The 25,011-nt window shown below is 39.7% G+C and carries 25 protein-coding genes; 16 read left to right on the top strand and 9 right to left on the bottom strand.

Annotation, left to right across the window (positions count from 1 at the left end; translation table 11 throughout):
• Positions 1 to 99 precede the first annotated feature (99 nt).
• Positions 100 to 1,314, top strand: coding sequence for a multidrug effflux MFS transporter (locus tag ABLC00_RS15215; protein ID WP_004885395.1), 1,215 nt, complete (start codon positions 100 to 102; stop codon positions 1,312 to 1,314).
• 27 nt (positions 1,315 to 1,341) lie between these two features.
• Here the strand turns inward: ABLC00_RS15215 and ABLC00_RS15210 are convergent, their stop codons facing one another.
• The gene (locus ABLC00_RS15210; RefSeq protein ID WP_001047584.1) at positions 1,342 to 2,046 is read right to left on the bottom strand and encodes a nitroreductase; all 705 of its coding nucleotides are present in this window, start codon (positions 2,044 to 2,046) and stop codon (positions 1,342 to 1,344) included.
• A gap of 507 nt (positions 2,047 to 2,553) precedes the next feature.
• On the opposite strand from ABLC00_RS15210, the gene ABLC00_RS15205 reads away from it, so the two are divergent.
• From ABLC00_RS15205 to sbmA, 6 genes are all read left to right on the top strand, one after another.
• Positions 2,554 to 2,757 (top strand): hypothetical protein, encoded by a 204-nt coding sequence (locus tag ABLC00_RS15205; protein ID WP_002051146.1) that lies wholly within the window; start codon positions 2,554 to 2,556, stop codon positions 2,755 to 2,757.
• Between the two features lie 182 nt (positions 2,758 to 2,939).
• Positions 2,940 to 3,080 carry a hypothetical protein gene (locus ABLC00_RS15200; protein ID WP_079377098.1) on the top strand — a complete coding sequence of 47 codons (141 nt, stop codon included), beginning with the start codon at positions 2,940 to 2,942 and terminating at the stop codon, positions 3,078 to 3,080.
• Between the two features lie 98 nt (positions 3,081 to 3,178).
• Entirely contained in the window at positions 3,179 to 4,654 is a 1,476-nt protein-coding gene (locus tag ABLC00_RS15195) for a sodium:alanine symporter family protein (protein WP_002051404.1), read from the top strand.
• Positions 4,655 to 4,820: 166 nt separating this feature from the next.
• Positions 4,821 to 5,792 (top strand): patatin-like phospholipase family protein, encoded by a 972-nt coding sequence (locus ABLC00_RS15190; protein ID WP_002051248.1) that lies wholly within the window; start codon positions 4,821 to 4,823, stop codon positions 5,790 to 5,792.
• 195 nt (positions 5,793 to 5,987) lie between these two features.
• Complete coding sequence (locus ABLC00_RS15185; RefSeq protein ID WP_004712107.1) at positions 5,988 to 7,223, top strand: threonine ammonia-lyase; 1,236 nt, start codon at positions 5,988 to 5,990, stop codon at positions 7,221 to 7,223.
• A 235-nt stretch (positions 7,224 to 7,458) separates the two neighbouring features.
• A complete protein-coding gene (gene sbmA / locus ABLC00_RS15180; protein WP_006580367.1) occupies positions 7,459 to 8,655 on the top strand; it encodes a peptide antibiotic transporter SbmA in 1,197 nt (398 codons plus the stop codon).
• A gap of 40 nt (positions 8,656 to 8,695) precedes the next feature.
• Here sbmA and ABLC00_RS15175 read toward each other — a convergent pair whose 3' ends face one another.
• Entirely contained in the window at positions 8,696 to 9,445 is a 750-nt protein-coding gene (locus ABLC00_RS15175) for a DUF4850 domain-containing protein (protein WP_004885401.1), read from the bottom strand.
• Positions 9,446 to 9,570: 125 nt separating this feature from the next.
• On the opposite strand from ABLC00_RS15175, the gene ABLC00_RS15170 reads away from it, so the two are divergent.
• Together ABLC00_RS15170 and ABLC00_RS15165 are read left to right on the top strand one after the other, a co-directional pair.
• Positions 9,571 to 10,638 carry a DUF1176 domain-containing protein gene (locus ABLC00_RS15170; RefSeq protein WP_004885403.1) on the top strand — a complete coding sequence of 356 codons (1,068 nt, stop codon included), beginning with the start codon at positions 9,571 to 9,573 and terminating at the stop codon, positions 10,636 to 10,638.
• Between the two features lie 83 nt (positions 10,639 to 10,721).
• Positions 10,722 to 11,240, top strand: a complete 519-nt coding sequence (locus ABLC00_RS15165) for a hypothetical protein (RefSeq protein WP_004885404.1) — start codon at positions 10,722 to 10,724, stop codon at positions 11,238 to 11,240.
• A 78-nt stretch (positions 11,241 to 11,318) separates the two neighbouring features.
• Here ABLC00_RS15165 and ABLC00_RS15160 read toward each other — a convergent pair whose 3' ends face one another.
• The 4 genes from ABLC00_RS15160 to gatC form a co-directional block, all read right to left on the bottom strand.
• Entirely contained in the window at positions 11,319 to 11,897 is a 579-nt protein-coding gene (locus tag ABLC00_RS15160) for a DJ-1/PfpI family protein (RefSeq protein WP_004885407.1), read from the bottom strand.
• 169 nt (positions 11,898 to 12,066) lie between these two features.
• The gene (gene gatB, locus ABLC00_RS15155) at positions 12,067 to 13,536 is read right to left on the bottom strand and encodes an Asp-tRNA(Asn)/Glu-tRNA(Gln) amidotransferase subunit GatB (RefSeq protein ID WP_004885409.1); all 1,470 of its coding nucleotides are present in this window, start codon (positions 13,534 to 13,536) and stop codon (positions 12,067 to 12,069) included.
• On the bottom strand, positions 13,536 to 15,014 hold the full coding sequence (gene gatA, locus ABLC00_RS15150) for an Asp-tRNA(Asn)/Glu-tRNA(Gln) amidotransferase subunit GatA (RefSeq protein ID WP_348941038.1): 1,479 nt from the start codon (positions 15,012 to 15,014) through the stop codon (positions 13,536 to 13,538). The genes gatB and gatA overlap by 1 nt, the downstream gene beginning before the upstream one ends.
• Before the next feature lie 53 nt (positions 15,015 to 15,067).
• Positions 15,068 to 15,382: an Asp-tRNA(Asn)/Glu-tRNA(Gln) amidotransferase subunit GatC gene (gene gatC, locus ABLC00_RS15145; protein ID WP_000107699.1), complete on the bottom strand. Its 315-nt coding sequence runs from the start codon at positions 15,380 to 15,382 to the stop codon at positions 15,068 to 15,070.
• Between the two features lie 133 nt (positions 15,383 to 15,515).
• On the opposite strand from gatC, the gene ABLC00_RS15140 reads away from it, so the two are divergent.
• The 6 genes from ABLC00_RS15140 to ABLC00_RS15115 all read left to right on the top strand — a co-directional run bounded on the left by ABLC00_RS15140 (position 15,516) and on the right by ABLC00_RS15115 (position 20,339).
• On the top strand, positions 15,516 to 16,556 hold the full coding sequence (locus tag ABLC00_RS15140) for a rod shape-determining protein (protein WP_000601379.1): 1,041 nt from the start codon (positions 15,516 to 15,518) through the stop codon (positions 16,554 to 16,556).
• 16 nt (positions 16,557 to 16,572) lie between these two features.
• Positions 16,573 to 17,430, top strand: a complete 858-nt coding sequence (gene mreC, locus ABLC00_RS15135) for a rod shape-determining protein MreC (RefSeq protein WP_002051136.1) — start codon at positions 16,573 to 16,575, stop codon at positions 17,428 to 17,430.
• Positions 17,417 to 17,908 (top strand): rod shape-determining protein MreD, encoded by a 492-nt coding sequence (gene mreD / locus ABLC00_RS15130; RefSeq protein WP_002051447.1) that lies wholly within the window; start codon positions 17,417 to 17,419, stop codon positions 17,906 to 17,908. Before mreC ends, mreD begins: the two co-directional genes overlap by 14 nt.
• Complete coding sequence (locus ABLC00_RS15125; protein ID WP_033846604.1) at positions 17,896 to 18,456, top strand: Maf-like protein; 561 nt, start codon at positions 17,896 to 17,898, stop codon at positions 18,454 to 18,456. Before mreD ends, ABLC00_RS15125 begins: the two co-directional genes overlap by 13 nt.
• A gap of 113 nt (positions 18,457 to 18,569) precedes the next feature.
• Positions 18,570 to 20,024 (top strand): ribonuclease G, encoded by a 1,455-nt coding sequence (rng, locus tag ABLC00_RS15120; RefSeq protein ID WP_004712131.1) that lies wholly within the window; start codon positions 18,570 to 18,572, stop codon positions 20,022 to 20,024.
• Between the two features lie 141 nt (positions 20,025 to 20,165).
• A complete protein-coding gene (locus ABLC00_RS15115; protein ID WP_001103036.1) occupies positions 20,166 to 20,339 on the top strand; it encodes a PA1571 family protein in 174 nt (57 codons plus the stop codon).
• A gap of 29 nt (positions 20,340 to 20,368) precedes the next feature.
• Here ABLC00_RS15115 and ABLC00_RS15110 read toward each other — a convergent pair whose 3' ends face one another.
• Both ABLC00_RS15110 and ABLC00_RS15105 read right to left on the bottom strand, forming a co-directional pair.
• Positions 20,369 to 21,754 (bottom strand): wax ester/triacylglycerol synthase family O-acyltransferase, encoded by a 1,386-nt coding sequence (locus tag ABLC00_RS15110; protein WP_002051325.1) that lies wholly within the window; start codon positions 21,752 to 21,754, stop codon positions 20,369 to 20,371.
• A gap of 171 nt (positions 21,755 to 21,925) precedes the next feature.
• Positions 21,926 to 22,660, bottom strand: a complete 735-nt coding sequence (locus tag ABLC00_RS15105; RefSeq protein ID WP_004885416.1) for a phosphoadenylyl-sulfate reductase — start codon at positions 22,658 to 22,660, stop codon at positions 21,926 to 21,928.
• Between the two features lie 184 nt (positions 22,661 to 22,844).
• Here ABLC00_RS15105 and thrH point away from each other — a divergent pair, with 184 nt between their 5' ends.
• Positions 22,845 to 23,462: a bifunctional phosphoserine phosphatase/homoserine phosphotransferase ThrH gene (gene thrH, locus ABLC00_RS15100; RefSeq protein ID WP_002051289.1), complete on the top strand. Its 618-nt coding sequence runs from the start codon at positions 22,845 to 22,847 to the stop codon at positions 23,460 to 23,462.
• Between the two features lie 57 nt (positions 23,463 to 23,519).
• On the opposite strand, the gene ABLC00_RS15095 is transcribed toward thrH, so the two are convergent.
• Entirely contained in the window at positions 23,520 to 24,950 is a 1,431-nt protein-coding gene (locus ABLC00_RS15095) for an OmpP1/FadL family transporter (protein WP_004885418.1), read from the bottom strand.
• Between the last annotated feature and the right edge of the window lie 61 nt (positions 24,951 to 25,011).

The raw sequence follows: 25,011 nt of genomic DNA, 5'->3' as shown, positions 1-25,011 counted from the left end.
ATAAAGGATTTGCGTATTTCTACACCAATGTTGCACAAATCATACGATAGACAGTGTAAGCTTGTCTGTATGCAAATGATTGAAAAATGAAATATCGTTATGTCTGAACAAACAGCCCAGCGTCAATATTCTATTGGCTGGATTATGTTGCTCGCTTTACTCACGGCTTTAGGGCCATTATCCATTGATATGTACTTACCTGCGTTGCCTCAAATGGCCCATGATTTTGGGGTGAGTACGCAAATGGTAGCAAATACATTGCCAGCTTATTTTTTTGGTTTAGCCATTGGACAACTGGTATATGGTCCTTTAAGCGACCGTATCGGTCGAAAAAAGCCTCTTTATTTTGGGCTTGCGCTTTATGCAGTCGCAAGCTTGTTTTGCGTGCTCGCTACAAATGAATGGAGTCTAATAGCTGCCCGTATTTTACAAGCTTTAGGTGGTTGTGTAGGTGTGGTTATGGCTCGTGCTGCTATACGCGATCGGTTAGATGTACAAGGTTCGGCACAAGCTTTTTCTAGCATGATGATTGTAATGGGTTTAGCGCCTATTTTGGCACCTATGATTGGGGCCTGGATTTTAATCTGGTTTCCGTGGCAAGCGATTTTTATTGCGCTTTCAATTGTGGGCGCAATCTGTTGGCTATGTGTACATTTCTTTTTTAAAGAAACTTTGGCAACTGATAAGAGGCTCAAATTATCTCTATATCAAGTGGCTACCTTATATGGTGCTATTTTCAAAGATGCGAGCTTCCGTTTGCCTATGTTTGCAGGATGTTTAACAGGTGCAGCGCTATTTTGTTATATCAGCTCAGCTCCCGCCGTTTTTATGGATCAGTATGGGCTAAATCAACAAGAGTTTGCTTATGTATTTGGACTGAATGCTTTTGGCATTATGTTAATGTCATCTTTAAATAAGCACTTAACTACACGTGTTGAAATTACTAAGCGTTTAAAAGCCGGTTCAATGGTACAGGTGACAGGTGCAAGTATTGTATTGATTGCTGGTTTAATTTCTGCAGCACCTTTATGGCTAGTAATGTTAGGACTGTTTTTAGCGATTTCAGGAATTGGTTTAACTGGACCAAATGCCATGGCTCTAGCCATGTCAAAGCAAGGTGCTCGTGCAGGAACCGCTAGTGCAATTATGGGCAGTATGCAATTTGCTTGCGGTTTATTGGGTGGCGTACTTCTTAACTTCCTTATTTGGTCTGCATCACTCAATATGGGAGTGATGATGGTGTTATTTACATTAAGTGGTTTTATTGTTGTTTTAAAAGCGACGCGACAAGCAAAAAGCCAAGCACTCTCTTGATTTTAAGAGAGTGGTTTGCTTGAGTCTTTAATCAAGAAAAACTGCAAAATTCTCAACAGGCTCTCTAGGCGTAATAAAGGTATTCACAATGTGTGCAGGGTCGGCATGACCTAGCGCAATTGCACATACCAACTCTTCGTCATCTGCTGCGCCTAAAATATCTAACACTAACGGATGGAAATGGTTCCAAGCGGCTTGAGGGCAGGTGTCTAATCCCCGAGCCTTGGCCGCGACCATGACATTTTGAATCATCATGGCGATATCCATTTTGGAACCAATTCCCATTGCTTTATTGACTGTAAAGAAAATTCCGACTGGTGCATCAAACAGTTTGAAGTTACGTAACTGCTGTGCAGCCATTTTTTCTTTTTCGCCCTTTTTAATCTCTAAGAGACCATAAAGTCCCCAGCCATTTTCTCGGCGACGGTCAATAAAAGGTGAAATCCATTTTTCAGGATAATAGGCAAAAGTTTCTTTATATTGTTCTGCAAGTTCTGGATTTTTAGAAATCTCAATCTGTGCTGTACAAACACGCTCTACCATTTCATCACGTTTTTGTCCTGTCACGACATAGACTTTCCACGGTTGAGTATTGGTTCCTGAAGGTGCTCGGCTCGCGACTTTTAAGATATCCTTAATGATTTCGGGCTCAATGGGTGTGTTTAAAAAAGCACGGACAGAGTGTCGAGAGGTAATGGCCTCGTCAACAAGGCGGATTTGTTCCAGATTCATGAGGACTCCTGATCTTATTCTCAATGTTTAATGTTTATAAAAGTCTAATTTTGTGCGCCAAAATTGATGCATTTATAAACAAAAAATATTAGAAAAGTGATTTCCTTATATGTATGATGACTCGATTCGTTTAGACAAATGTCTAATCAATGAGAGTTTGAAAGTGTCATTTTAGATTTAAATAGACAAAATATTGTGACTTGTTTGGTCATTAAATTAAAATGAAAATAAAGTTTGAGTAAAAAATATTCAATTAGAAAAAGGTATAATATGTTTAAAAACAGTACAAAACAGATGGTTTTGTATGAAAAATAACCTTAAAGAGCATAATCTTTTAATGAAAAACATACACAAAATTTTAAATTTCTGCATAATACCGACTTTTTTACGCAGGTATGATTTCTCCATACTCACGTTAGGAAAAAGTAGTGGCTGCATAACAAAATACTTTTACAAAAAGGATTTTGTGCAGGAATGGAGAAATACACGAGGTATAAGGAGCTTTACATGAGTTTACCGCTCATCAACAAGCAGTTCATGAAACAAGGATTGGCGATTACCATTGCGACCATGAAAATGAACTTAACTCACGCAACGACTAAGCCACAAAAAATACAACAGCTTGGTACACATCTCAACGCACTCTTCTTGAATAACAAAGAAAGGGGCGCAGATAGTCGCGTCATAGCGATGGCTTGTTACAGTCTTTGAAATTTAAATCCAGTTTAGACATTCGCCCAAAAGTATATGTAAATATGCTTATTGGCTTAAATCCAGTTTTTATAACTCGATTAATTGATGGGAATCATTAAGCGAGCTGATTTAGCGGTGGTCATTTGTTAGTTTCCAAGTTTGTAGCCGAGTCGATGCATACTGTTCACCCAAATGGGAATATGTTCAGTAATGCGATGAATTCATTTTATTTGAAGGATGCTTTCTCTCATGCGACCTTCAAAGGCTTAGTGCTGGGCATCATGTTGCTTAAACTTGTGACGATAATTGCTATTCAATTGACATTAAAAGTTTTTTCTTAAATGTACTGAAAAAGTCCCTATTGCTAGGGGCTTTTTTGTTTATTGCAGATTTTGGCTTGTGCTAATAGCACTTTAGCAAGAACGTAAGCGGACCGAGTATGAATGAACAACTCAATGCCACACTGATGTCGTGGGTAAAATTTTTTAATGACCCTTTATGGGATTTTCTGGTTATTTTCTTGCTGGCTGTCGGTATTTTTTATACGGTCTTAACAGGAGCAGTGCAAATTCGCATGTTCTTGCAAAGTATTCGTGTTATGAAAAGCAGTCGTACTGAAGGCGAAGACGAGCATGGTCTTACTCCTTTTCAGGCGTTCGTAACAGGCCTTGCGAGCCGTGTTGGGGTAGGTAACATTGCTGGTGTAGCAATCGCTATCGCAATTGGTGGTCCTGGTGCAGTGTTCTGGATGTGGGTAACCGCTGTTCTTGGTATGAGCTCGGCTTTCATTGAGTCTACACTTGCTCAGCTATTTAAAGTGAGAGACAACAAGAGCAAACAGTTCCGTGGTGGACCGGCTTACTATATTACTCAAGGTTTACGTAGTAAAACCTTTGGTGTAGTTTTCGCACTGGCATTAATCTTTACCTATGGTTTCGTATTTAACTCAGTTCAAATCAATGCGATTGCAAATGCATCTTCACATGCATGGGGTTGGGATAAAGCCAATCTTATTGCTCATTTAGGTGGTGTTGATTTAGAAATTTCATGGGTTGGTCTTGCTCTTGTTGTGATGGTTGCATTGGCAATTTTTGGTGGTATTAAACGTATCGCTAAATTTGCAGAAATGTTTGTACCTTTAAAAGCGGGTCTTTACCTATCTGTTGCGTTGTATATTGCATTAAGCAACTATGCAATTTTACCTGACGTGTTAAAACTCATTGTAACTGAAGCTTTCCATTTCAATGCTGCGGCAGGTGGTTTCTTCGGTGCTGCCATATCAATGGCAATGATGCAGGGTATTAAGCGTGGTTTGTTCTCAAACGAAGCTGGTATGGGTTCTGCTCCGAATGCTGCCGCTGCTTCTGATGTAAAACATCCTGTAAACCAAGGCTTAGTGCAAATGCTTGGTGTATTCGTAGATACCTTCATTGTATGTACAAGTACAGCAATCATCATTTTGGTTTCTGGTGTTTATCATGATGCAGGCTTTGTTGGTGTTGAATTAACTCAACGCGCATTAGAGACTCAAGTTGGACACTGGGGTTCTGACTTCCTGGCAGTTCTATTATTCTTGTTCTGTTATTCTGCTGTATTAGGGAACTATGCTTATGCGGAAAGTAATGTGCAGTTCATTAATAACAACCCGAAAATTATGTTCATCTTCCGTATTTTTGTATTGGTGATGGTGTATTTCGGTGCAATTGGTAGTGTTCCATTAGTTTGGTCAATGGCTGACTTGTTTATGGGTATCATGGCTACTATTAACTTAGTCGCAATTTTACTGTTAACACCTGTAGCTCGTACTTTATTGAAAGACTACCGTGAGCAATTAAAACAAGGTATTAAAGAACCAGAATTTAAAATTAATAAATATCCAGAGTTGAAGAAAAAAGTCGATTCAGATATTTGGTAATTTTCAAAAAAGCCTCTTAGAAATAAGGGGCTTTTTTTATGGAGCATAAAAACACTTGAGTATAAAATTTAAACATGACAAATTAAATAAATTCACTACAGCTTTTCACAAAACGAGCAACTAAAATTGCAATTCGGAAATTAATGTCATAGTGCAAAGATGGGCCATGAAACAGCTTAAATTGTGGGTTCTCGGACTTTCTATGGTGTTGGCTGGGTGCCAGACCACCTCACACTTATCTGCCTTAAAACCACAAACGGCAGAGGCATATTCACGTTTTGTCGACCAGCCTTTTGCACAGCTTAAGAAGCAGCATAAAAAACCAGTTGTCGCATTGGTGTTAGGTAGTGGAGGTGCTCGAGGTTATGCACATATTGGTGTTATTGAAGTCTTAGAGCAACATGGTATTCGCCCTGATTTTATTGTAGGAACTAGTGCAGGTAGTATTGTTGGGGCAATTTATGCCAGTGGAAAAACACCTGATGAACTGCGTGATACCGCATTAAAAATGAAAGCGGGTGACGTTCGTGATATCAGTATTGGTTTAAAAGGTTTTTTTGACGGGAAAAAAGTTGAAGACTATGTAAATCAGCAAGTAAATAATTTACCACTCGAAAAAATGAAAATACCAATGTATGTGGTCGCAACAGAGCTTAAGCATGGTACCAAAACAGTATTTAACTACGGCAATACTGGGCAAGCTGTAAGAGCCTCAGCCTCAATACCAAGTATGTTTGTCCCCACTAAAATTGGTAAATCTGAATATGTAGATGGCGGTTTAGTGAGTCCGGTTCCTGTTGAAGTAGCACGAGACTTAGGTGCAGATGTCATTATTGCTGTAGATATTCTGGCTCAACCGATCTATACGGAAACCTCGAATGTATGGGGGCTGTTTAACCAAAATATTAATATTATGCAAGGACGTTTAGCTGCTGAAGAACTTCAATATGCAGATGTCGTGATTCAACCGGATTTAAGAGAAAAAGCGCATATTTTTGATGTGAAAGGCCGTGAAGCTACTATGCGAGCTGGTGTTGAGGCAGCAAATGCAAAACTGTCCGATATTCAGTTTGCGATTGATGAAAAAATAGCTGAACAGAATCTCTCTACCGATGGATTAAGCGCTCAGTCAAAATAAATTAAAAGCAAGTATATGAAAATTAAATAAAAGCCCGAGAAGGGCTTTTTTGTTGAAAAATAAAAGATTTGTATGTACTGACAAAAATTTTTGTATAGTGGAGTTATGCTGAAAACTACTCATGACAGATATGAGAAATTCATGCTATTTTCAAAAAAATAATTGATTTGTAACATATTGAGGCCGATTAATTAGATGATTCAGCAACAGGTAAAACATGAGTTTCCAACATTAGAAGATATACATGCCGCTGCAGAGCGTTTAGATGGTTTAGTGGTTAAAACGCCTTTTGTTTTTTCAGAAACCATTTCTAAAACTTTAGGGGCAGAAATGTGGCTGAAATTTGAAAATCTACAATTTACGGCTTCTTTTAAAGAACGGGGCGCATTAAATAAGCTTTTAAGTTTATCTGAGCAGGAAAAGCAACATGGTGTAATCGCTGCTTCAGCCGGTAACCATGCACAAGGCGTCGCTTATCATGCTCAGCGTACGGGTGTAACTGCAACGATTGTCATGCCTAAATCGACACCCAATGTAAAGGTACAACGTGTACGTGAATACGGTGCACGGGTTATTTTGCATGGACAAGACTTTTCAGAAGCTGCTGCTGAAATGCACCGTGTTGCCCAAGAAGAATCATTAACTATTATTCATCCTTTTGACGATGCTGAAATTATTGCTGGTCAAGGCACCATTGCACTTGAAATGCTAGGTGCCGTACCTGACTTGGACATATTGGTGGTCCCTATTGGCGGTGGTGGTCTCATTTCAGGTATTGCGATTGCGGCAAAATCGATAAATCCTAAAATTAAGATAATCGGGGTTCAGTCGGTTGTTTACCCAAGCATGGCGAAATTGCTTTGTAACTATCAAATTGCGGTTTCATTAGGTTCAACCGTAGCTGAAGGTATTGCGGTTAAAACTCCGGGTGAGCTTACGACCCAAGTGGCTAAAGAATATGTTGATGATATTGTGGTAGTCACTGAAGACATGATTGAAGAAGCGATTGCGCTGTTGCTTAACATTGAAAAAACAGTGTGCGAGGGAGCAGGGGCGACAGGTATCGCTGCAATTATGTCTCGACCAGATCTATTTTTAGGTCATAAAGTCGGCGTGGTGTTATCTGGGGGCAATATTGATACACGTGTAATGGTTTCGGTATTACAGCGTCACTTAACGCGTACGGGACGTATGGTTCGTATTCGTGTTGAATTACCAGATAATCCGGGGGCTTTAGCACGTTTAACAGCAATTATTGCTGAGCAGGGAGGTAATATTTATGAACTGCGCCATGAACGCTTTGCTGCCACAAGTCGCGCAAAAGAAAGTGCGGTAAGTGTCGATGTTGAGTTAAAAAGTGCTCCAGATCTGGAACCTTTAATTCAGGCTATGCAGCTTGAAGGCTATATTGTTCGTAAAGAAGAGATTTAAACACTCATATTGCTATGATATAAAAGCTGTATATGGCTCTTAAGGGAGTCATATGCAAAGCAATTTAAACGGATTAAATTGCAACAAGGATGAATTTACAAAAAAACGATCAAATCCTTCAATGAAACGGGAAAAACTGACAATTCTCTAAACTTTGCCCTTCACAATTTTAAGGTTTAGGTTTTAGTATTCTCCTCATTGCAAATTTGAAGAAATATAGGGATAACAACGCTCAATGTTCAAATCATTTTTTCCATCACCACGGTATTTTTTTATATCTGTAGTTATTTGGCTCGCGCTAAATATGGTGCTTTGGTATACAGGGGGGGATCACTGGGGACAGTATCTAGGTTTTCCTCAAGGATATGCAGATGCTGAGCTACCTATTGGCGTAAGTCGCTTCTGGTCACCTGCTTTTTTATGGTTTTACCTCTGGTTTTTAGTCTCCACAGCTCTGTTTGCTGGTTTTTGGAAAATTATTTCCAATAATCCATGGCAGCGTTGGTCTATCTGGGGGTCGGCTTTTATTCTATTTAATATCTGGTTTGCTGTTCAGGTTAATGTTGCTATTAATGCATGGTACGTACCATTTTGGGATTTAATCCAAAAAATGCTTTCGAGTGGTGGGGGGGATATCTCGACATTATATAGTGAAACTCTAGTATTTCTTTACATTGCAATGGTATACGTAACTTTGGGTGTTATTACTGCTTTCTTTACAAGTCATTACGTATTCCGTTGGCGTACAGCAATGAATGAGTACTACACTGAACATTGGGAAAAGCTTCGCCATATTGAAGGTGCTTCGCAACGTGTACAAGAAGACACTATGCGCTTCGCAACTATTATGGAAGATTTGGGTGTTGAACTAGTTAAATCGGTGATTACTTTAATTGCTTTTTTACCTATTTTATTTCATTTGTCTAAATATGTGCCTGTATTACCATTAGTTGGTGAGCTCAATCATTCTTTGGTATGGGCTGCAATTGTATGGTCAATTTTTGGTACTGTTTTACTCATGGTGGTTGGTATTAAATTGCCTGGTCTACAATTTAACAATCAAAAAGTAGAAGCAGCTTATCGTAAAGAACTAGTTTATGGTGAAGATCATATTGAACGTGCAAAACCGGCTACTTTAAAAGAGCTTTTTAGTCGAGTCCGTACAAACTATTTCCGTCTTTATTTTCATTATGCTTACTTTAATATGACTGCAACATGGTATGGTCAACTTGATATTCTATATAATTTAGTTGTTCTTTTCCCGTCTATTGCTGCTGGTAAACTTACTTTAGGTTTAATGCAGCAAATTATGAATGTTTTTGGGCGTGTGCGGGATTCATTCCAATATTTAATTAGTTCATGGAAAACCATTATTGAACTGCTTTCGATTTATAAGCGTTTAAAAGCTTTTGAGTCTATATTGCATAAATAAAAGAAAACCCGCGAAAGCGGGTTTTTTTATGGTTATTGATTTAATGGGTTGCATTATAAAAATTAAGGATAGGGCCAACTAGAGACTGCTGCGACTTATCTAAGGTGACTTGAATCTCTTTATAGTTAAAAGTGTCTTCATCATCATACTTGGCAATACCATGGGTTTTATTGTTCACTTGAGGAATTTGGTAGCTAAAAAAAGCGACTTTTTTAGAGGGATGAACAATATTGATAAGGTTTTTAGGGTCTTTCAAACCACCATATTCATTTTCAACACTTTCTTTTAACAGTTCAGGAAAATACAGCGTTGCATTTGGTAATCCACACCCAACGCAAAAAGAAGAGTCATAAAGTTCTATCGCTTGTTTTTGATCTGGACTCATTGCTAAAGCAAAACCAGTTCCATTTGCACCTGCATTTGCTTGTACATCTTGCCAATTTCTTGGAACAAGTACTAAACCTGTTTCAGGTAATGCAAGAAGCTTGAGTTGCTTGGCATGTTGAGCATCAAGATTAAAATTAAAGCTACAGCTTTTAAGCGTGCATCTTTCAAAATTTTTAAGTAAACCATCTTCTATTGGGTTCTGTGCCGTTACACCATAAAAAGGGACTGCAACGCCGTTTAAAAAATTTGCTTCTCCAAGCTTATAGAATTGATTATCTGCTTTGCGGGTTGCAGCAGAGCTATAAAATTGGGGGAAATGAGGGGTAAAGTTTTTTACTTCTGCATAAACAGTTGAATTTAGGCTGACTAATGATGCCCATAAAAAAGAATTTAATTTTTTCATTTTTAGAAAGTAATCAATTTAAAATCTTATATAAATCTAACATATTCTTTTAAACTATAAGGTAATTCAAAATTGAATACTGTTTTTAACTTCATAATAAAAACAGACTTATAGAGATATGGAAAATGAAAAATATACTTTCAATTTGCTGCTTAGCGGCAATAAGTTCTTATAGTTTTGCTCAAGACATTAAAGGCATTTCATTTTCTCATCAAGAGTGGGAAATCTATTGTAGTAATACAGGTACTTGTAAGGCTGCTGGCTATCAAAATGAAGACAATGGTGATAATCCAGCTTCAATTTTAGTAACGCGTAAAGCAGGGCCAAAACAACCTGTGCAAGTTGAGTTTGCTTTGTCTGACTATGAACAAAGCATACCTGCAAACCAGCTTAAAAATATCCATTTTTATATCAATGGCAAAGACTTAGGACCGGTAGCTGTAGATGGTACTGAGCTGCCAATTATGGGTAAACTAAGTAGCTTACAAGCTAACGCTCTACTACAGCAGTCTAAACAGAAAACTGAAATTGTATTTAAAAATGCGCAGCATAAATGGAAAATTTCCGATGCTGGTATGACTGCTGTGTTATTAAAAATGGATGATTTTCAAAAGCGTATCGGAACGGTTGGGGCTTTAGTCAAAAAGGGCAGTGCCAATGAAAATCAAGTGCTTATGCCTGAGCCAAAACTAGTTGTGAAGCGTATTAAGACTTCAACCAAACCTTACTTAACTTTACAGCCAAAAAATAAACAGTACCAAACAATATACCGTAGTTTAATGGCAGCTAAGCTGAATCCGAAAGAAGACGGCTTTTGTGAAGGCGTTTATGGTGGGAATAGTGATGGAGCTGAACCACAAGAAATTGAACTATATAAATTAACCAATAAGAAAGTTTTGGCGACTACCTTGTGTTGGAGAGGTGCTTATAACGAAGGGTATGGTGCTTGGGTACTAGATGAGTCTTTAAACGGTAAAGCGACTTTTGTGACTGAAACTGCTTCAGATTTTGATAGCGGTTTGATTAGTAGTGCTCAAAAGGGAAGAGGCATTGGAGATTGCTGGGCAAGTGAAGAGTGGGTATGGGATGGCAAGAGTTTTGTACACACGAAAGATATGTGGACAGGCATGTGTAAAGGCTTGGCAGCAGGTGGAGTGTGGGAGCTTGATCGAATAGAGTCTGTGGTGAAATAAGTATTTTGAAGTTACAGAGTCATAACAGGTAACGTTGGTGACTCTGTGATAAAAAGAACAGATTATTTATTGGAGCTAGACCTATGTCACGTCATCTTTACGCTATTGCTCGCCGTAAGTTTTCACACCTGAGCCGTTCAATATGTGTGGCGGCGGCTGTACTGGGTGCAACACAAATTACGATGGCTGGTCCAACGGTCGATCAGCTCAGTGATTGTTTAGTTAAAGCAACGACAGCTTCAGATAAAACCACGGTGCTTCAATGGACATTTACCGCTTTAGCGGCTCATCCAGATTTAAAAGCATTTAGTAATGTAACGCCTGAGCAAAAAGATCAGTTAGACCAAAAACTGGCTCAAGTTTTACAGCGGATAATTGTAGAGCAATGTTCTGCTCAAACAAAGGCCGTGATTAAAGCAGAAGGTGTGAAGGCAGTTGGAGAAGCTTTCCAACAGTTAGGTCAAAGTGCTGGTGAAGATATTGTTAAAGACCCAGCCGTTAAACAGCAGTTGCAGGGCACATTGCGCTATATCGACTTAAACAAATTGGTGACAACGTTTTTAACCCCAGAAATTTGGAATAAGCTGGGAATTACAAGATAAAAATCTAGTTTTCTATTTTAGTAATAAAGCCTGCTATCTAAGAACAGGCTTCATTGTATTTAGTATAAAGAGATCTATTTAGATCGTAATTGTAGCCCCTAAAACTTTCACAAATTGTGCTAACCAAGCTGGATGGGCAGGCCAAGCCGGAGCTGTTACTAAATGTCCATCTGTAACTGCTTCAGTCACAGCAATGTCTGCATATTGACCACCTGCGAGTTTTACTTCGGCAGTACATGCTGGATAAGCAGAACAGAGACGGCCTTTTAAAATGTCAGCCGCAGCGAGTAATTGAGCACCGTGGCATACAGCTGCAATTGGTTTTTTTACTCTATCAAATTCACGTACAATTTCGACAACACGTTCATTCATACGTAAGTACTCTGGTGCTCGACCACCCGGAATAACTAGACCTACATAGTCTTTAGTATTAACGGCATCAAAATCATAGTTAATCGCAAAGTTGTGGCCACGTTTTTCGCTATAAGTTTGCTCGCCTTCAAAATCATGAATCGCAGTCGCAATATGGTCGCCGTTCTTTTTATTCGGGCAAACAGCATGCACGGTATAACCTAAACCTGTTAAGAACTGAAATGGAACCATAGTTTCATAGTCTTCAGCATAGTCACCGACTAACATTAAAATCTTTTTAGACATGATTTATCCCTCTTTTTAAAATATAAGTGATTTCTATTTTTAATTTAAATTAGCACAATGAAAGTATGATTTTTAGCAAAAAGCACATTCTTTAGTCGAAGGGTGCTTCATAAGGGATATAAAAAAGCCTCGATAAATCGAGGCTTTTTTGTTGAATTAGCTGATGAACTCAACCAATCAATTTTTTCATTAATTCATTGACTTGCGCAGGGTTAGCTTTCCCTTTAGATGCTTTCATGACTTGACCAACAAGACCGTTAAAGGCTTTTTCTTTACCAGACTTGTATTCTTCAACCATTTTTTCATTGGCTGCAAGTACTTCTTTAATGATTGCTTCAATTGCACCAGTGTCGGTTTCTTGCTTTAAGCCTTTTTCCGCAATAATGTCATCGGCAGATTTACCTTCCGATTCCCACATAAAGCCAAAGACTTGTTTAGCAATTTTACCGCTAATGGTGTTGTCAACAATACGTGCAATCATGCCGCCAAGCTGTTCAGCAGAAACAGGTGAGTCTGTTAACTCTAAGCCCGCTTTGTTTAAAGCACCAGAGAATTCGCCCATTACCCAGTTTGCAGCAATTTTACCTTGCTTCGCACCGCCAGCCGCAGCAACAACATCTTCATAGAAGTCCGCCATTTCGCGTGAGAGCGTAAGTACGTGCGCGTCGTATTCAGTTACGCCAAAGTCTGCAATAAAGCGTGCACGGCGTGCTGCTGGCAACTCAGGCATAGTTGCTTTGATGGCCTCAATTTGCTCATCTGGAATAATTACTGGTAACAAGTCTGGATCAGGGAAGTATCGGTAGTCATTCGCTTCTTCTTTAGAACGCATAGAACGCGTTTCCATTTTGTTTGGATCGAACAAACGAGTTTCTTGATCAATTTCGCCGCCCCATTCCAAAATTTCCATTTGGCGTTCAATTTCAACATTGATCGCTTGCTCAATGAAACGGAATGAGTTGAGGTTTTTAAGCTCACAGCGTGTGCCAAACGGTTGGCCCGGACGGCGTAAAGACACGTTACAGTCCGCACGGAATGAACCTTCAGCCATGTTACCGTCAGAAATACCTAACCAACGTACTAGTGTGTGAATGGCTTTGATGTAGGCAACGGCTTCTTCCACCGAACGCATATCTGGTTCAGAAACGATTTCAAGCAAAGGTGTACCAGCACGGTTTAAGTCAATGCCAGACATACCTTCAAATTGGTCGTGTACAGATTTACCCGCATCTTCTTCAAGGTGAGCACGAGTTACGCCAATACGTTTAGTCGTACCATCTTCAAGTTGAATGTCGATGTGACCCAAGCCCACAATCGGGTTATCCATTTGGCTAATTTGATAGCCTTTTGGTGAGTCAGGGTAGAAGTAGTTCTTACGTGCAAATACTGAAGCTTGGTCGATGTAAGCATCAATACCTAAACCAAAACGAATTGCAAGATCAACCACTTTTTCATTCAAAACTGGAAGTACACCCGGCATTGCTAAGTCTACCAGGCTCGCTTGTGTATTTGGGTCTTGACCAAATTCAGTCGATGAACCAGAGAAAATTTTAGAATTGGTTGCAAGCTGAGTGTGAATCTCAATACCAATAACGACTTCCCAACCGTCAATCAATTTCAACTTTTGAGCTTCAGCCATTATGCATTCTCCTCAGCAATTGCCGCACGTTGAGTATGGAAATCGGTATTTTGTTGATATTGATGAATAATTGACAACAGTTGTGATTCTGACCAGTAGTTACCAATTAATTGTAAACCTACAGGTAAGCTGTCTTTATCAAAACCAACAGGAGCATTAATGGCTGGTAAGCCTGCTAGGTTCACTGCAAGTGTATAGATATCGCCTAAATACATTTCAGTTGGACTTAAGTTCGCACCGATTTTATATGCAGTTGTTGGCGCAGAAGGAGCTGCAATCACATCTACATTTTCAAAGGCTTTTAAAAAGTCTTGTTGAATTAAACGACGTACTTTCTGTGCTTTCACATAATAAGCATCGTAATAACCCGCAGAAAGCGCATAAGTACCAATGAGGATACGGCGTTGAACTTCTGGACCGAAACCTTCTGAACGAGAACGTTTATAAAGATCCATCAAGTCTGTTGGGTTTTCACAGCGGTAACCGTAGCGAACACCGTCATAACGTGACAAGTTAGAAGATGCTTCCGCTGGTGCGATGAGGTAATACGTTGGTACATAAGCTTCGGTCATGTTGAGGTCAATCTCAACAAGCGTTGCACCCATTTCTTCAAGCTTTTTCAAAGACTCTTCAACACGTGCTTTTACGTCGGCATCTAAACCTGCAACGTTAAAGTACTGTTTAGGAATACCAATACGTAAACCTTTTACAGATGTGCCATTTAAGTTTGCAACGTAGTCATCAACTTCTTTTTTAACCGAAGTTGAGTCTTTTGCATCATGGCCTGCAATTACATTCATGAGGTAAGCACATTCTTCAGCAGAGCGTGCCATTGGACCTGCTTGGTCTAATGATGATGCATAAGCAATGATCCCGAAACGAGATACACGACCATAAGTTGGTTTTAAGCCTGTTAAGCCGCAGAAAGACGCAGGTTGGCGAATTGAACCACCTGTATCGGTACCTGTAGCAAATGGTGCTAAATCAGCAGCTACAGCCGCAGCCGAGCCACCTGATGAACCACCAGGTACATGGTCAAGTGCCCAAGGGTTGCTTGTTGCGCCTACATATGAGCTTTCAGAAGTTGAACCCATCGCAAACTCATCCATGTTCACTTTACCTAAAGTGACAAGACCAGCTGCTTTAGTTTTTTCAACAACAGTTGCATCGTAAGGAGAAATAAAATTATCTAATATTTTTGAACCAGCAGTGGTTTTAATACCTTTGGTACAAAAGATATCTTTGTGAGCAAGTGGAATACCCGTTAAAGCAGTTGCATTACCTGCTTTTAAAGCTACATCGGCTGCGTCAGCTTCAGCAAGTGCTTGCTCAGGTGTAACCGTCACATAGCTTTTTACCAGTGGGTCAATTTTAGCAATACGTTTTAAATAGTGTTCAGTCAGTTCGCGAGACGAAAACTTCGCTTGGCTTAAGCCTTCAGCAAGTTCGCGAATTGATAAGCGATGTAAATCAGTCATGAGTAAAATTTCTTTACATTCAAAATAGGGAAGATGTGTTAATTGAGTAAAAGTTATTCAATCACGCGAGGAACAAGATACAAACCATCTTGAGTTGCAGGCGCAACTGCTTGGTATTCGTCTCGATGATTGCTTTCAGTTACCACATCAGCACGTAAAGGTTGAGGATTGTCAAAAGGACTCTTTAAAGGTTCTACGCCTTCCGTATCAATGCCTTTTAAGGTTTCCATCATGCCTAAAATTTTATTTAGACTTTGAGCATATTCAGCAGATTGCGTATCATTGAGCGACAATCGAGCAAGATTGGCGATTGCTGAAACTGTTTGTGCATTTAAATCTGCTGAATGCTGTGCATCCGATGTAGACATAACATCACCTAATCAGTATTAAAAATTTTCAAAATATCGTGCGTTATAATAAGCGATTGACTTGTTCAAATCATCACATTTAGTTTAAAGTTGCCACCTTGCATCCACATGAAAGTTTAACTGAGAACGAACCGTGATTCTAAAACGACTAATTGGCTTGTTTTCGCCGGATCTAGCCATTGATTTAGGTACAGCAAATACACTTATTTATGCACCAGGCCGCGGCATTATATTAAATGAACCAACAGTTGTGGCAATTCGTCACAGTGGTTCACAAAAAATTGTTGCTGCTGTAGGGCTAGATGCTAAGCAAATGTTAGGCCGTACACCTGCGAATATTTCTGCAATTCGTCCAATGAAAGACGGTGTAATTGCAGATTTTGAAGTGACTGAAACCATGTTGAATCAGTTCATTGGTAAAGTTCACGAAAAACGTTTGTTCCCACCTGCACCTCGTGTAGTTGTATGTGTACCATGTAAATCAACTTTGGTCGAGCGCCGCGCAATTCGTGAAGCCGTATTTAATGCTGGTGCACGTGATGTACGCTTAATTGAAGAGCCAATGGCTGCTGCAATTGGTGCTGGCATGCCAGTTGAACAAGCATGTGGTTCTATGGTTGTGGATGTTGGTGGTGGTACAACTGAAATTGCAATTATTTCATTGCAAGGTTGTGTCTATGCCGATTCTTTACGTATTGGTGGCGATGTATTTGATGAGCAAATCATTAATTATGTTCGTAAAGCTCACGGTTGCGTAATTGGTGAAACCACAGCTGAAATTATTAAGAAAGAAGTAGGTATGGCGGTTTCTGATGGTACGACATTAGAAATTGAAGTACGTGGCCGTAACCTTGCAGAAGGTGTACCTCGTGCGATTACTGTAACTTCTGATGAAATTACTCAAGCGATTTCTGACCCATTACAAAGCATTGTAAGTGCGGTGAAATCTGCTCTTGAACAAACTCCTCCTGAACTTTCTTCTGATATTGCTGAGCGCGGTATTGTGTTGACAGGTGGTGGTGCGTTACTTCGTAACCTCGACAAATTGTTAGCGCAAGAAACTGGTTTACCAGTTGTTGTTGCTGAAGATCCTCTTACTTGTGTGACCCGTGGTGGTGGTAAGGTATTGGAATTCTTCGATAACCCGAACCATGACATGCTTTTCGTCGGTTAAGTTTAAGGATTAGGCGGTGCAACCGAATATTTTTTCAAGACAGCCGCCATCTTTCCGCTCGTTCATTATTGCGGTCATTACATGCTTGGTTGTGCTGTTCTTTGATTGGCGCATGCCTTATGTAATTCAGCCAGCAAGGGATGTCTTGTACGCTGCATATAATCCAATTTATGCGCTTGCAAGCTATCCGGTACTGTCGAGAGAATGGCTGAATCAACAAACTAAATCTGAAACACAACTGCGCCGTGAAAACACTGCAATGCAGGCTGAGTTGTTACAGGCTCAGGTCCGTTTGCAGAAACTATCTGAATTATCTGCTGAAAATACCCGATTACGCGGTTTACTTGATACGCCATTAATTATTGATGGTCGTATGGAAATTGCCGAAGTGATTGGAACAGATGCCGATCCGCTACGTCACATTATCATTATTAACCGCGGTTCAATGGATCACCTTAAGGTTGGTCAAACGGTTCTAGATGATAAAGGGATTATGGGGCAAATCATCAATGTATATCCTCATAGTTCACGTGTGATGCTACTTTCAGACAAAGAGCATTCACTCTCTGTTCGTTTAGAGCGTACAGGTATGCGTGCGATTGTTTCGGGAACTGGTGATTTAGGTCGCTTGAAAATGGAATATGTTCCAACTAGTGCAAATATTCAGGTTGGCGATAAAGTATTGAGTTCTGGCTTAGGTGAGCATTTCCCGGCAGGTTATGCAGTGGGTACGGTGGCTAAAATCCGTCGTCATAATTCAGGTGAGTTTGCTGAAATTGATATTACTCCAGCTGCTCAGCTTGCAACAGGACATCACGTGGTTGTGCTTTTCTCTGACTCATTAGCGAAGGAGCAACCTTATGCCGATCGCTAAATTGAAACGTGAGAAGCGTAAAGATCCACTATGGGGAATTATCCTCTCCGTTATCGTGGGTTCTGTGCTCATGGTTTACCCACTTTCCTACGATATTTCTGGCTGGCGTCCATTGTTCATGCTTATGATCATGTTGTTTTGGGTCGTTTGCCAACCAACATGGTGTGGGGTGTGGTTTGCATTTGGCATGGGAATTTTTACAGACCTTTTGCTTGATGCACCTTTGGGCTTAAATGCCTTAAGTTTTGTTATTGTTACCTTTGTTACCCGCTTTTTAATACGTGAACGTCGGATTTTAACTTTCGTTAATTTATGGACGATTGCCATTTTAGTGATTATTGCTCACTTGGCATTTATGTGGGTAACCCAAACGATGGGGGGCATTCATTTTTCGATTGCTCGTCATTGGCAACCATTAATAACAAGCATCTTAACTTGGCCTGTTGTTTATTATTGTTTAGCAAAATGGCGCATTTAGTTTTAGCTTCCAGTTCTCCGCGTCGTAGAGAATTGTTGCAACAGTTGGGCTTAAATTTTGAAATTTATAGCCCTGATATTGATGAATCTATTCATGATGGTGAGTTGGTTCATCAATATGTTGAACGTTTAGCAAGAGAAAAAGCGCAAGCTGTATTAAATATTTTTCCAGATGCCGTGGTTATTGCTGCCGATACAAGTCTTGGGCTTGATGGTCAGATTATTGGTAAACCTGACTCAAAACAGCATGCCTTTGAAATCTGGAAACAATTATCTGGCCGTTGGCATGATGTGTTTTCCGGAATTTGTATTGCGACACAGCAGCAAATCTTGAGTCAAGTAGTGCAAACTCAAGTTGAGTTTGCATCAATGACTGCGCAAGATATGGAAGATTATTGGGTCACAGGTGAACCTGTAGGGAAGGCCGGTGCATATGCAATTCAAGGAATTGCTTCGCAATATATTCCCAAAATTCAAGGAAGTTATAGTAATGTGGTAGGGCTTCCTTTGTACGAATTTTCACAGTTATTCAAAAGAGTGAAGACATAAGGGGTTGTTGATAATTCTTGATTGAATTGCATTGTCGATGAATAGTGGACAAAGCGACATTAACAGTCCCTCTGACTCTTTAATAAAAATTTTATAATGCTTTGAGTTTATGTATGTCAGAAGAACTACTTATTAATGTCACACCTATGGAGTGTCGGGTGGCATTAATCGAAAATGGAACTGTTAATGAGCTGTATGTTGAACGTACAGTGAAGCGAGGACTTGTCGGCAATATCTACAAAGGTAAAGTTGTCCGCGTGCTTCCGGGCATGCAAGCGGCTTTTGTTGATATCGGATTATCTAGAACAGCCTTTTTGCATATTAATGATATGGTTTGGCCTCGTTCACAGCCAACTCCCAATGTTTTTGAATTACTTCATCCAGGGCAAATTCTGACCGTTCAGGTGATGAAAGACATGCTCGGTACCAAAGGTGCTCGTCTAAGTACAGATCTTTCTATTCCTTCTCGCTATTTAGTTCTTATGCCGTATGGTAACCATATTGGTGTTTCACAACGTATTGAGTCAGAAGAAGAGCGCGAACGCTTACGTAATATCATCGAAGGTATTCAGGCAGAGCATAATCTACCCGGTAGTGTAATTGTCCGTACTGCTGCTGAAGGCGTAGATGATGCTGAGATTGCACAAGATATGTGTTACCTCAGCAAGCTATGGGAATATATCCAGCGTAAACAAGTAGATGTTGCAGTTCCTTCTTTAATTTTTGAAGAACTACCACTACCACAACGAATTATTCGTGATTTGGCAAGCGAAGAAACAGCAAAGATTTATGTCGATTCGAGAGAAATTCACGGCAAACTGCGTGAGTTTGTAGATGAATTTGTGCCGAATATGCAAAGTCGCCTGATTCATTATCCGGGTGAACGACCATTATTTGATCTCTATAACGTCGAAGAAGATATTCAAAAAGCTCTACAAACACGTGTTGCTCTAAAGTCTGGTGGTTATCTAATGATTGACCAGACAGAAGCCATGACTACCATTGATGTCAATACAGGTTCATATGTCGGTGGTCGTAGCCTCGAAGACACAGTCTTTAAGACCAATATGGAAGCGACTCAGGTGATCGCACGTCAGCTCAGACTAAGAAATCTGGGCGGTATTATCATTATTGATTTTATTGACATGCAAGAAGCCATTCATCGTGAAGAGGTGATGCGTCAATTTGAAAAAATGCTTGAACGTGATCACGCCAAAACAAAAATCACACAGGTGTCTGAACTTGGCTTAGTCGAAATGACACGTAAAAGAACACGTGAATCATTAGAACACTTGTTATGTGAGTCGTGTCCAACGTGTCAGGGACGTGGTTTTGTCAAAACGGCAGAGACAGTGTGTTACGAAATATTTCGAGAGATATTACGATATACGCGTGCATTTGAGTCTACGAGTGGCTTTACTGTCGTTGCTCATCCTTCTGTAATTGACCGATTATTAACGGCAGAAGCCCCTGCAGTGGCTGATTTAGAGCACTTTATCAACAGAGTTATTAAATTTCAGGTCGAAAATTTATATACGCAAGAGCAATACGATATCATTTTAAGTTAAAGTTGTAACAAGATATCGCTTAATCCTTGTTACAACTGAAATTTTACTTTCATTCATGAATTTTAAATACTACTTGCATACAGTAGCCGTAGACGTTCTCCCTGTTTAAAACGTCTTAGCAAACAATAAGAGGTATAACCCATGAATGTAAGTGAAAACCTAATTAGCAACGGTCTTAAACATGTTTTAGAAAGCACGCCAGTAAATAGCTGCTATATGTTGAATGACCAAGGTAAAGAAGTACCGATTACAACTGCGATGATCCGTTCAGTATGTCATCAGTTGCTTAACCAGTGCCGCGCAATTAAAAAATAAGGGGCCATTTCAAAGCCCCTTAATTTTTCTTAACTTGCTGAATGATGTTTCAGCTGTTTTTCCTCAATAATTTCTTCAAACCGTTGAATCTCATCTTCAAGATGGGTTAAAAGGTTTTGCATCTTAGGTAAAGCATTTCGACATGCTGTTAAACCTACTTCAAGCTTATCCAGATAGCTTGTCATCGTAATATTAAGCGCTTGCCCATCCATGACTATAGAAGCAGGGTAGAGCGCATCTAATTTCGCACCATTCCAATAAAGTGGCTCACGTGGGCCAGGTACATTAGAAATCACTAAATTGAATGCCTGACGCTTAGGAAGCATTCCAGACATGATGTTTAGACCTGCTGGGCCATAAACTACAGCGCTATAGTTTAAAATCTCATTTGCAGTCATTCGGCTAAAGCGTTGCTTTGAATTTTGCATACTACGACGAATAATTTCGAGTCGTTCTAGAGGCTGGTCTTTATGGGTCCCCAAATTCGCTAGAATCATCGTAATGCGATTACTTACGTCAGAGTCATCTGTACGCAGTGAAGCGGGCACCATCGCAATAAGAGGCTTTTTAGGCAAGCTATTATGGCTAATCAGGTATTCACGTAATGCTCCAGAACATACAGCAAGTACGACGTCATTAATGGTCACACCAAGCGCTTTAGAAATCTTTCTAAGGCGACTTAATTCAAAAGATTGGGCTGCAAAGCGACGTGAAGCGCTTACGCGTTGATTCAAAATTGAAACTGGCGCCTGAAAAGTCGATACATAGTCAGGATTTTTCCCCATTTCTTTAAAGATGGTTTGTGATAACTCATGCATGACCTTCGGAGTAACTTCAAGCTGTGACTTGATGCCTCCTAAAATACTTTTGATTTTACTAGTACTTGGTTTTGGTACTTTTAAGCGTTTTGTTCTTTTACTTTCTACGCACCAAAGTGGAACCACATGTTTTTCTTCTGGTGTTTTTGACAGAGACTTCTCAATTAAGCGCATACCCGCAACGCCATCTACCATGGCATGATGAATCTTAAAGTACATCGCGAAACGATTACCTTCGATCCCTTCAATAATGTCGCAGGTCCACAGAGGTTTTGCACGGTCAATTAAAGAACTGTGCTGCTGCGAAATATATACGAGTAATTCACGAATTCGGCCAGGATGAGGCAAGGCAATATGGCGGAAATGATGATCGATATCGAATTCTTCATCTTCATCCCAAAATAAGCCATTTAAACGGTTATTAAAGGGAGGGACAGGAATACTTTTTGATTGGCGAATTTCTTCTACTAAATCACGAACAAAAGTTTCAGGGGCATTTTCAGGAATTTCAAATAAAAACAATCCGCCAACATGCATCGGTTGTTGTCTTTTTTCTAACGATAGAAAAATAAAATCAATAGGGTGTAATGGACGCATAACTCGTTGTGCCTCATGCTTTTTTCTAAGAAGCCCTTAACTGAGCTCTTATTAGAATTATAGAACCGTAAAATTTAGTATATAGCGTTTATTACAGATTAAATATGACTTTGTGTACGAGATATAACTGTAAAAAAACCACTGATTCATCAGTGGTTTTTTTATACCAGACTATTTTTTTAAGTTGCCTGCATGTAAGCCACATTCTTTTTGTGTTGCTTCTTCCCACCACCAACGGCCTTCACGTTCATGCTGGTTTGGAAGTACTGGACGTGTACATGGCTCACAGCCAATAGAAACAAAACCACGCTCGTGTAGAGGGTTGTATGGAATTTCCATCATGCGGATGTAACTCCACACATCAGCACTAGACCAGTTCGCAAGCGGGTTATATTTAATGAGTTGCTTACCCGGACCAGAGAAACCAGCATCTGCTTGTACCACCGGAATTTCAGTACGTGTACCCGGACTTTGATCTTTACGCTGGCCTGTAATCCAACCATCTAAAGTCGCAAGTTTCTTACGTAAAGGCTGAACTTTTCGAATACCACAGCACTCTTGGTGTCCATCTTTAAAGAAGCTAAATAAGCCTTTTTCATTTACCATGCTTTGCACAGCTTCAGATTCCGGGAAGCAAATCTCGATATTAATATTGTAGTGCTTACTAACAGTTTCAATAAATTGATAAGTTTCAGGATGCAGCCGCCCAGTATCAAGACTAAAAACACGGAAGGGTTTACCTAAACGTGAAGCCATATCAATTAAGACTACATCTTCTGCTCCAGAGAAAGAAATTGCGATTTCACCTTGTTGGCTTAATGCAAGCTCTAAAATCTCACGTGGGCTTTTAGCTGCATATTCAGTCGCGAGAGCATCAACGATATCAATAGTCGGAATAACGGTCATGGGTGTTCCTGGCAAAAGGCTTGGGCGCATTGTGTTATGAAAAATATTCTAAAGGATAGTGAATAAATTGCTTAGCACTTTAATTTCAATCCTTATGAATAAAATTGATTTGATCAATAACAACGCAAATCTGAAAATCTTAATGGTATGATACAGCAATTTTTAACCAACGTTGGAAGCATTCATGGAAATCGTATGCCTAGATCTTGAAGGAGTTTTAGTTCCTGAAATCTGGATCAATTTCGCAAAAAAAACAGGGATTAAAGAACTAGAAGCAACAACTCGTGATATTCCCGATTATGATGTTTTAATGACTCAGCGTCTGAATATTTTAAAACAACATGGTCTAGGCCTAAATGATATTCAAGAAGTTATTGCCGAGATGGGGCCATTACCAGGTGCCAAAGAGTTTGTTGAATGGGTGAGTAATCATTTCCAACTGGTCATTTTGTCCGATACTTTCTATGAGTTTGCTCATCCTCTAATGAAGCAATTAGGCTGGCCAACAATTTTCTGTCACAAATTAGAAACTGATGAAAATGGGATGATTACAGCTTATAAACTTCGTCAACCAGACCAAAAACGCGAGTCAGTTAAAGCGCTTCACGGTTTAAATTTCCGTGTAATCGCGGCAGGGGATTCATATAATGACACAACCATGCTTGGTGAAGCTGATCATGGCTTCTTATTTGATGCACCTGCCAACGTCATTGCGGAATTCCCACAGTTCCCAGCAATTAATGGATATGATGCCCTAAAAGAAGCAATCCGTTCAGTTTCGCAGCGTAATATTCCTGCTTAAGAATGGGCAATAAAAAAGGCGCTTAAAGCGCCTTTTTTATATGAATGAGTTTGAAACTTAGAATTTATAGCCAAGTTTTAAACCATAGGCGATCGCGTTGTTATCAGAGAACTCTGCAACATATTGATCGCTACCAGCTTGTGCACCAGTTTGTGCTTTAGCATCACCCAACCAGAAGTATTTCACACCACCAGCAATAAATGTTTGTGGAGTAGGGCTATATTGAACACCTACACCTACGTTCCAGTAACCTTCTGTTGGGCCCAATGTAGTCACCGGGTTACCTGCGCCAGAGTCCCAACCGACAGAGACATTACCTGCCCATTTATCATTAAGCTTACGACCCACACCAGCATTCACTGTCCATTGATCGTCTGAATATTCAACTAGGTTAAAGCCATTTGGACGGCCAACCAGACCACCCACAGCTTCTGAAACTTTACCAAATTTATATGGTTGAATTGAGAAGTCTTTCCAGTTCACCCAACGTACATTGGCGAATGCAACGGTATCAGCCATGATCCCTGTTTGAAAATCAAGGTTAACAGACTGTGGAGTAGTAATTGTCGTTTTACCAGATGAGTTAATTGCTTGGATTTTAGAAGCTGGAACATCTAAACCACCAAGTACTGAAGTAAGACCAGGGAAGTTTAATAAAGATAAATTTTCATTAATATCCACTTTATGGTCAATTTCAGAACGATAAGTTACAGATGCTCGAAGTGCGATTTCAGGAATTTGATAAGCTGCACCTGCTAACCAACCAGCGCCTGTAGTTTCTTTGATATTTGCATCATAGCCATTATAAAGGCTATACGCTTGGCCTCGTAAACTTACATTACCTTTAACTGTTTGTAATACAGGACCTGCGTAGAAATTAAAGTTTTTTGTTGGTTGATAACCAAATACAAAAGATAAATTTTGTGTATCAACTTTAACTTTAGTTCCACCATTACCTAAATAATTATTTGCTGCAGCAAGAGCGCCAGCGAGTTGTTTAAATTGTGGGCTTGCTAAAACTTGGCCTTTTGCTAAAGCTAAAGTTTGATCATTGACAGGTAAACCTTGTGCTTGCAAAGCATCAGTTGCTTTTTTAGTAACAAGGCCATCGATAGCTGATGCTGATAAAACAGAATCAGTACCAGGATTAGAAACGAATACATTGTTACCTGAATATTCTGCATCTGCTCCAAATGGTTGGTCATAGAGTAGACCAAAAGAGAATTTATCGTTAAGTTGTAGTTTTAATGCTGCACTTGGGAAGTAGTAATCATTAGCCATATCACTAATATCACGACGTGTTGCACTCGAACCTGCTTCTTTACCCGATACATCTGGGTCTAAAACAGAAATACCTGCTTCAAAATAATTACCAGGTTGAAAGAATGCGGACATTGACTGTCCAGAGCGATCCAAAGCTGCTGCAAAAACCCCAGTTGCAGGCAGCGTTGCTAAAATCATTGCAGTGCTCAGATGTTTTAATTTCATTTTAATCTTTCCTTGAACTTCAAGACATTTTTTTAAAAGTAACAGAGTTAAACCGTTTAAA

The organism is Acinetobacter nosocomialis, from assembly GCF_041021905.1.
Classification (GTDB): domain Bacteria; phylum Pseudomonadota; class Gammaproteobacteria; order Pseudomonadales; family Moraxellaceae; genus Acinetobacter; species Acinetobacter nosocomialis.
This window is presented reverse-complemented; position numbering and strand designations above follow the sequence as displayed.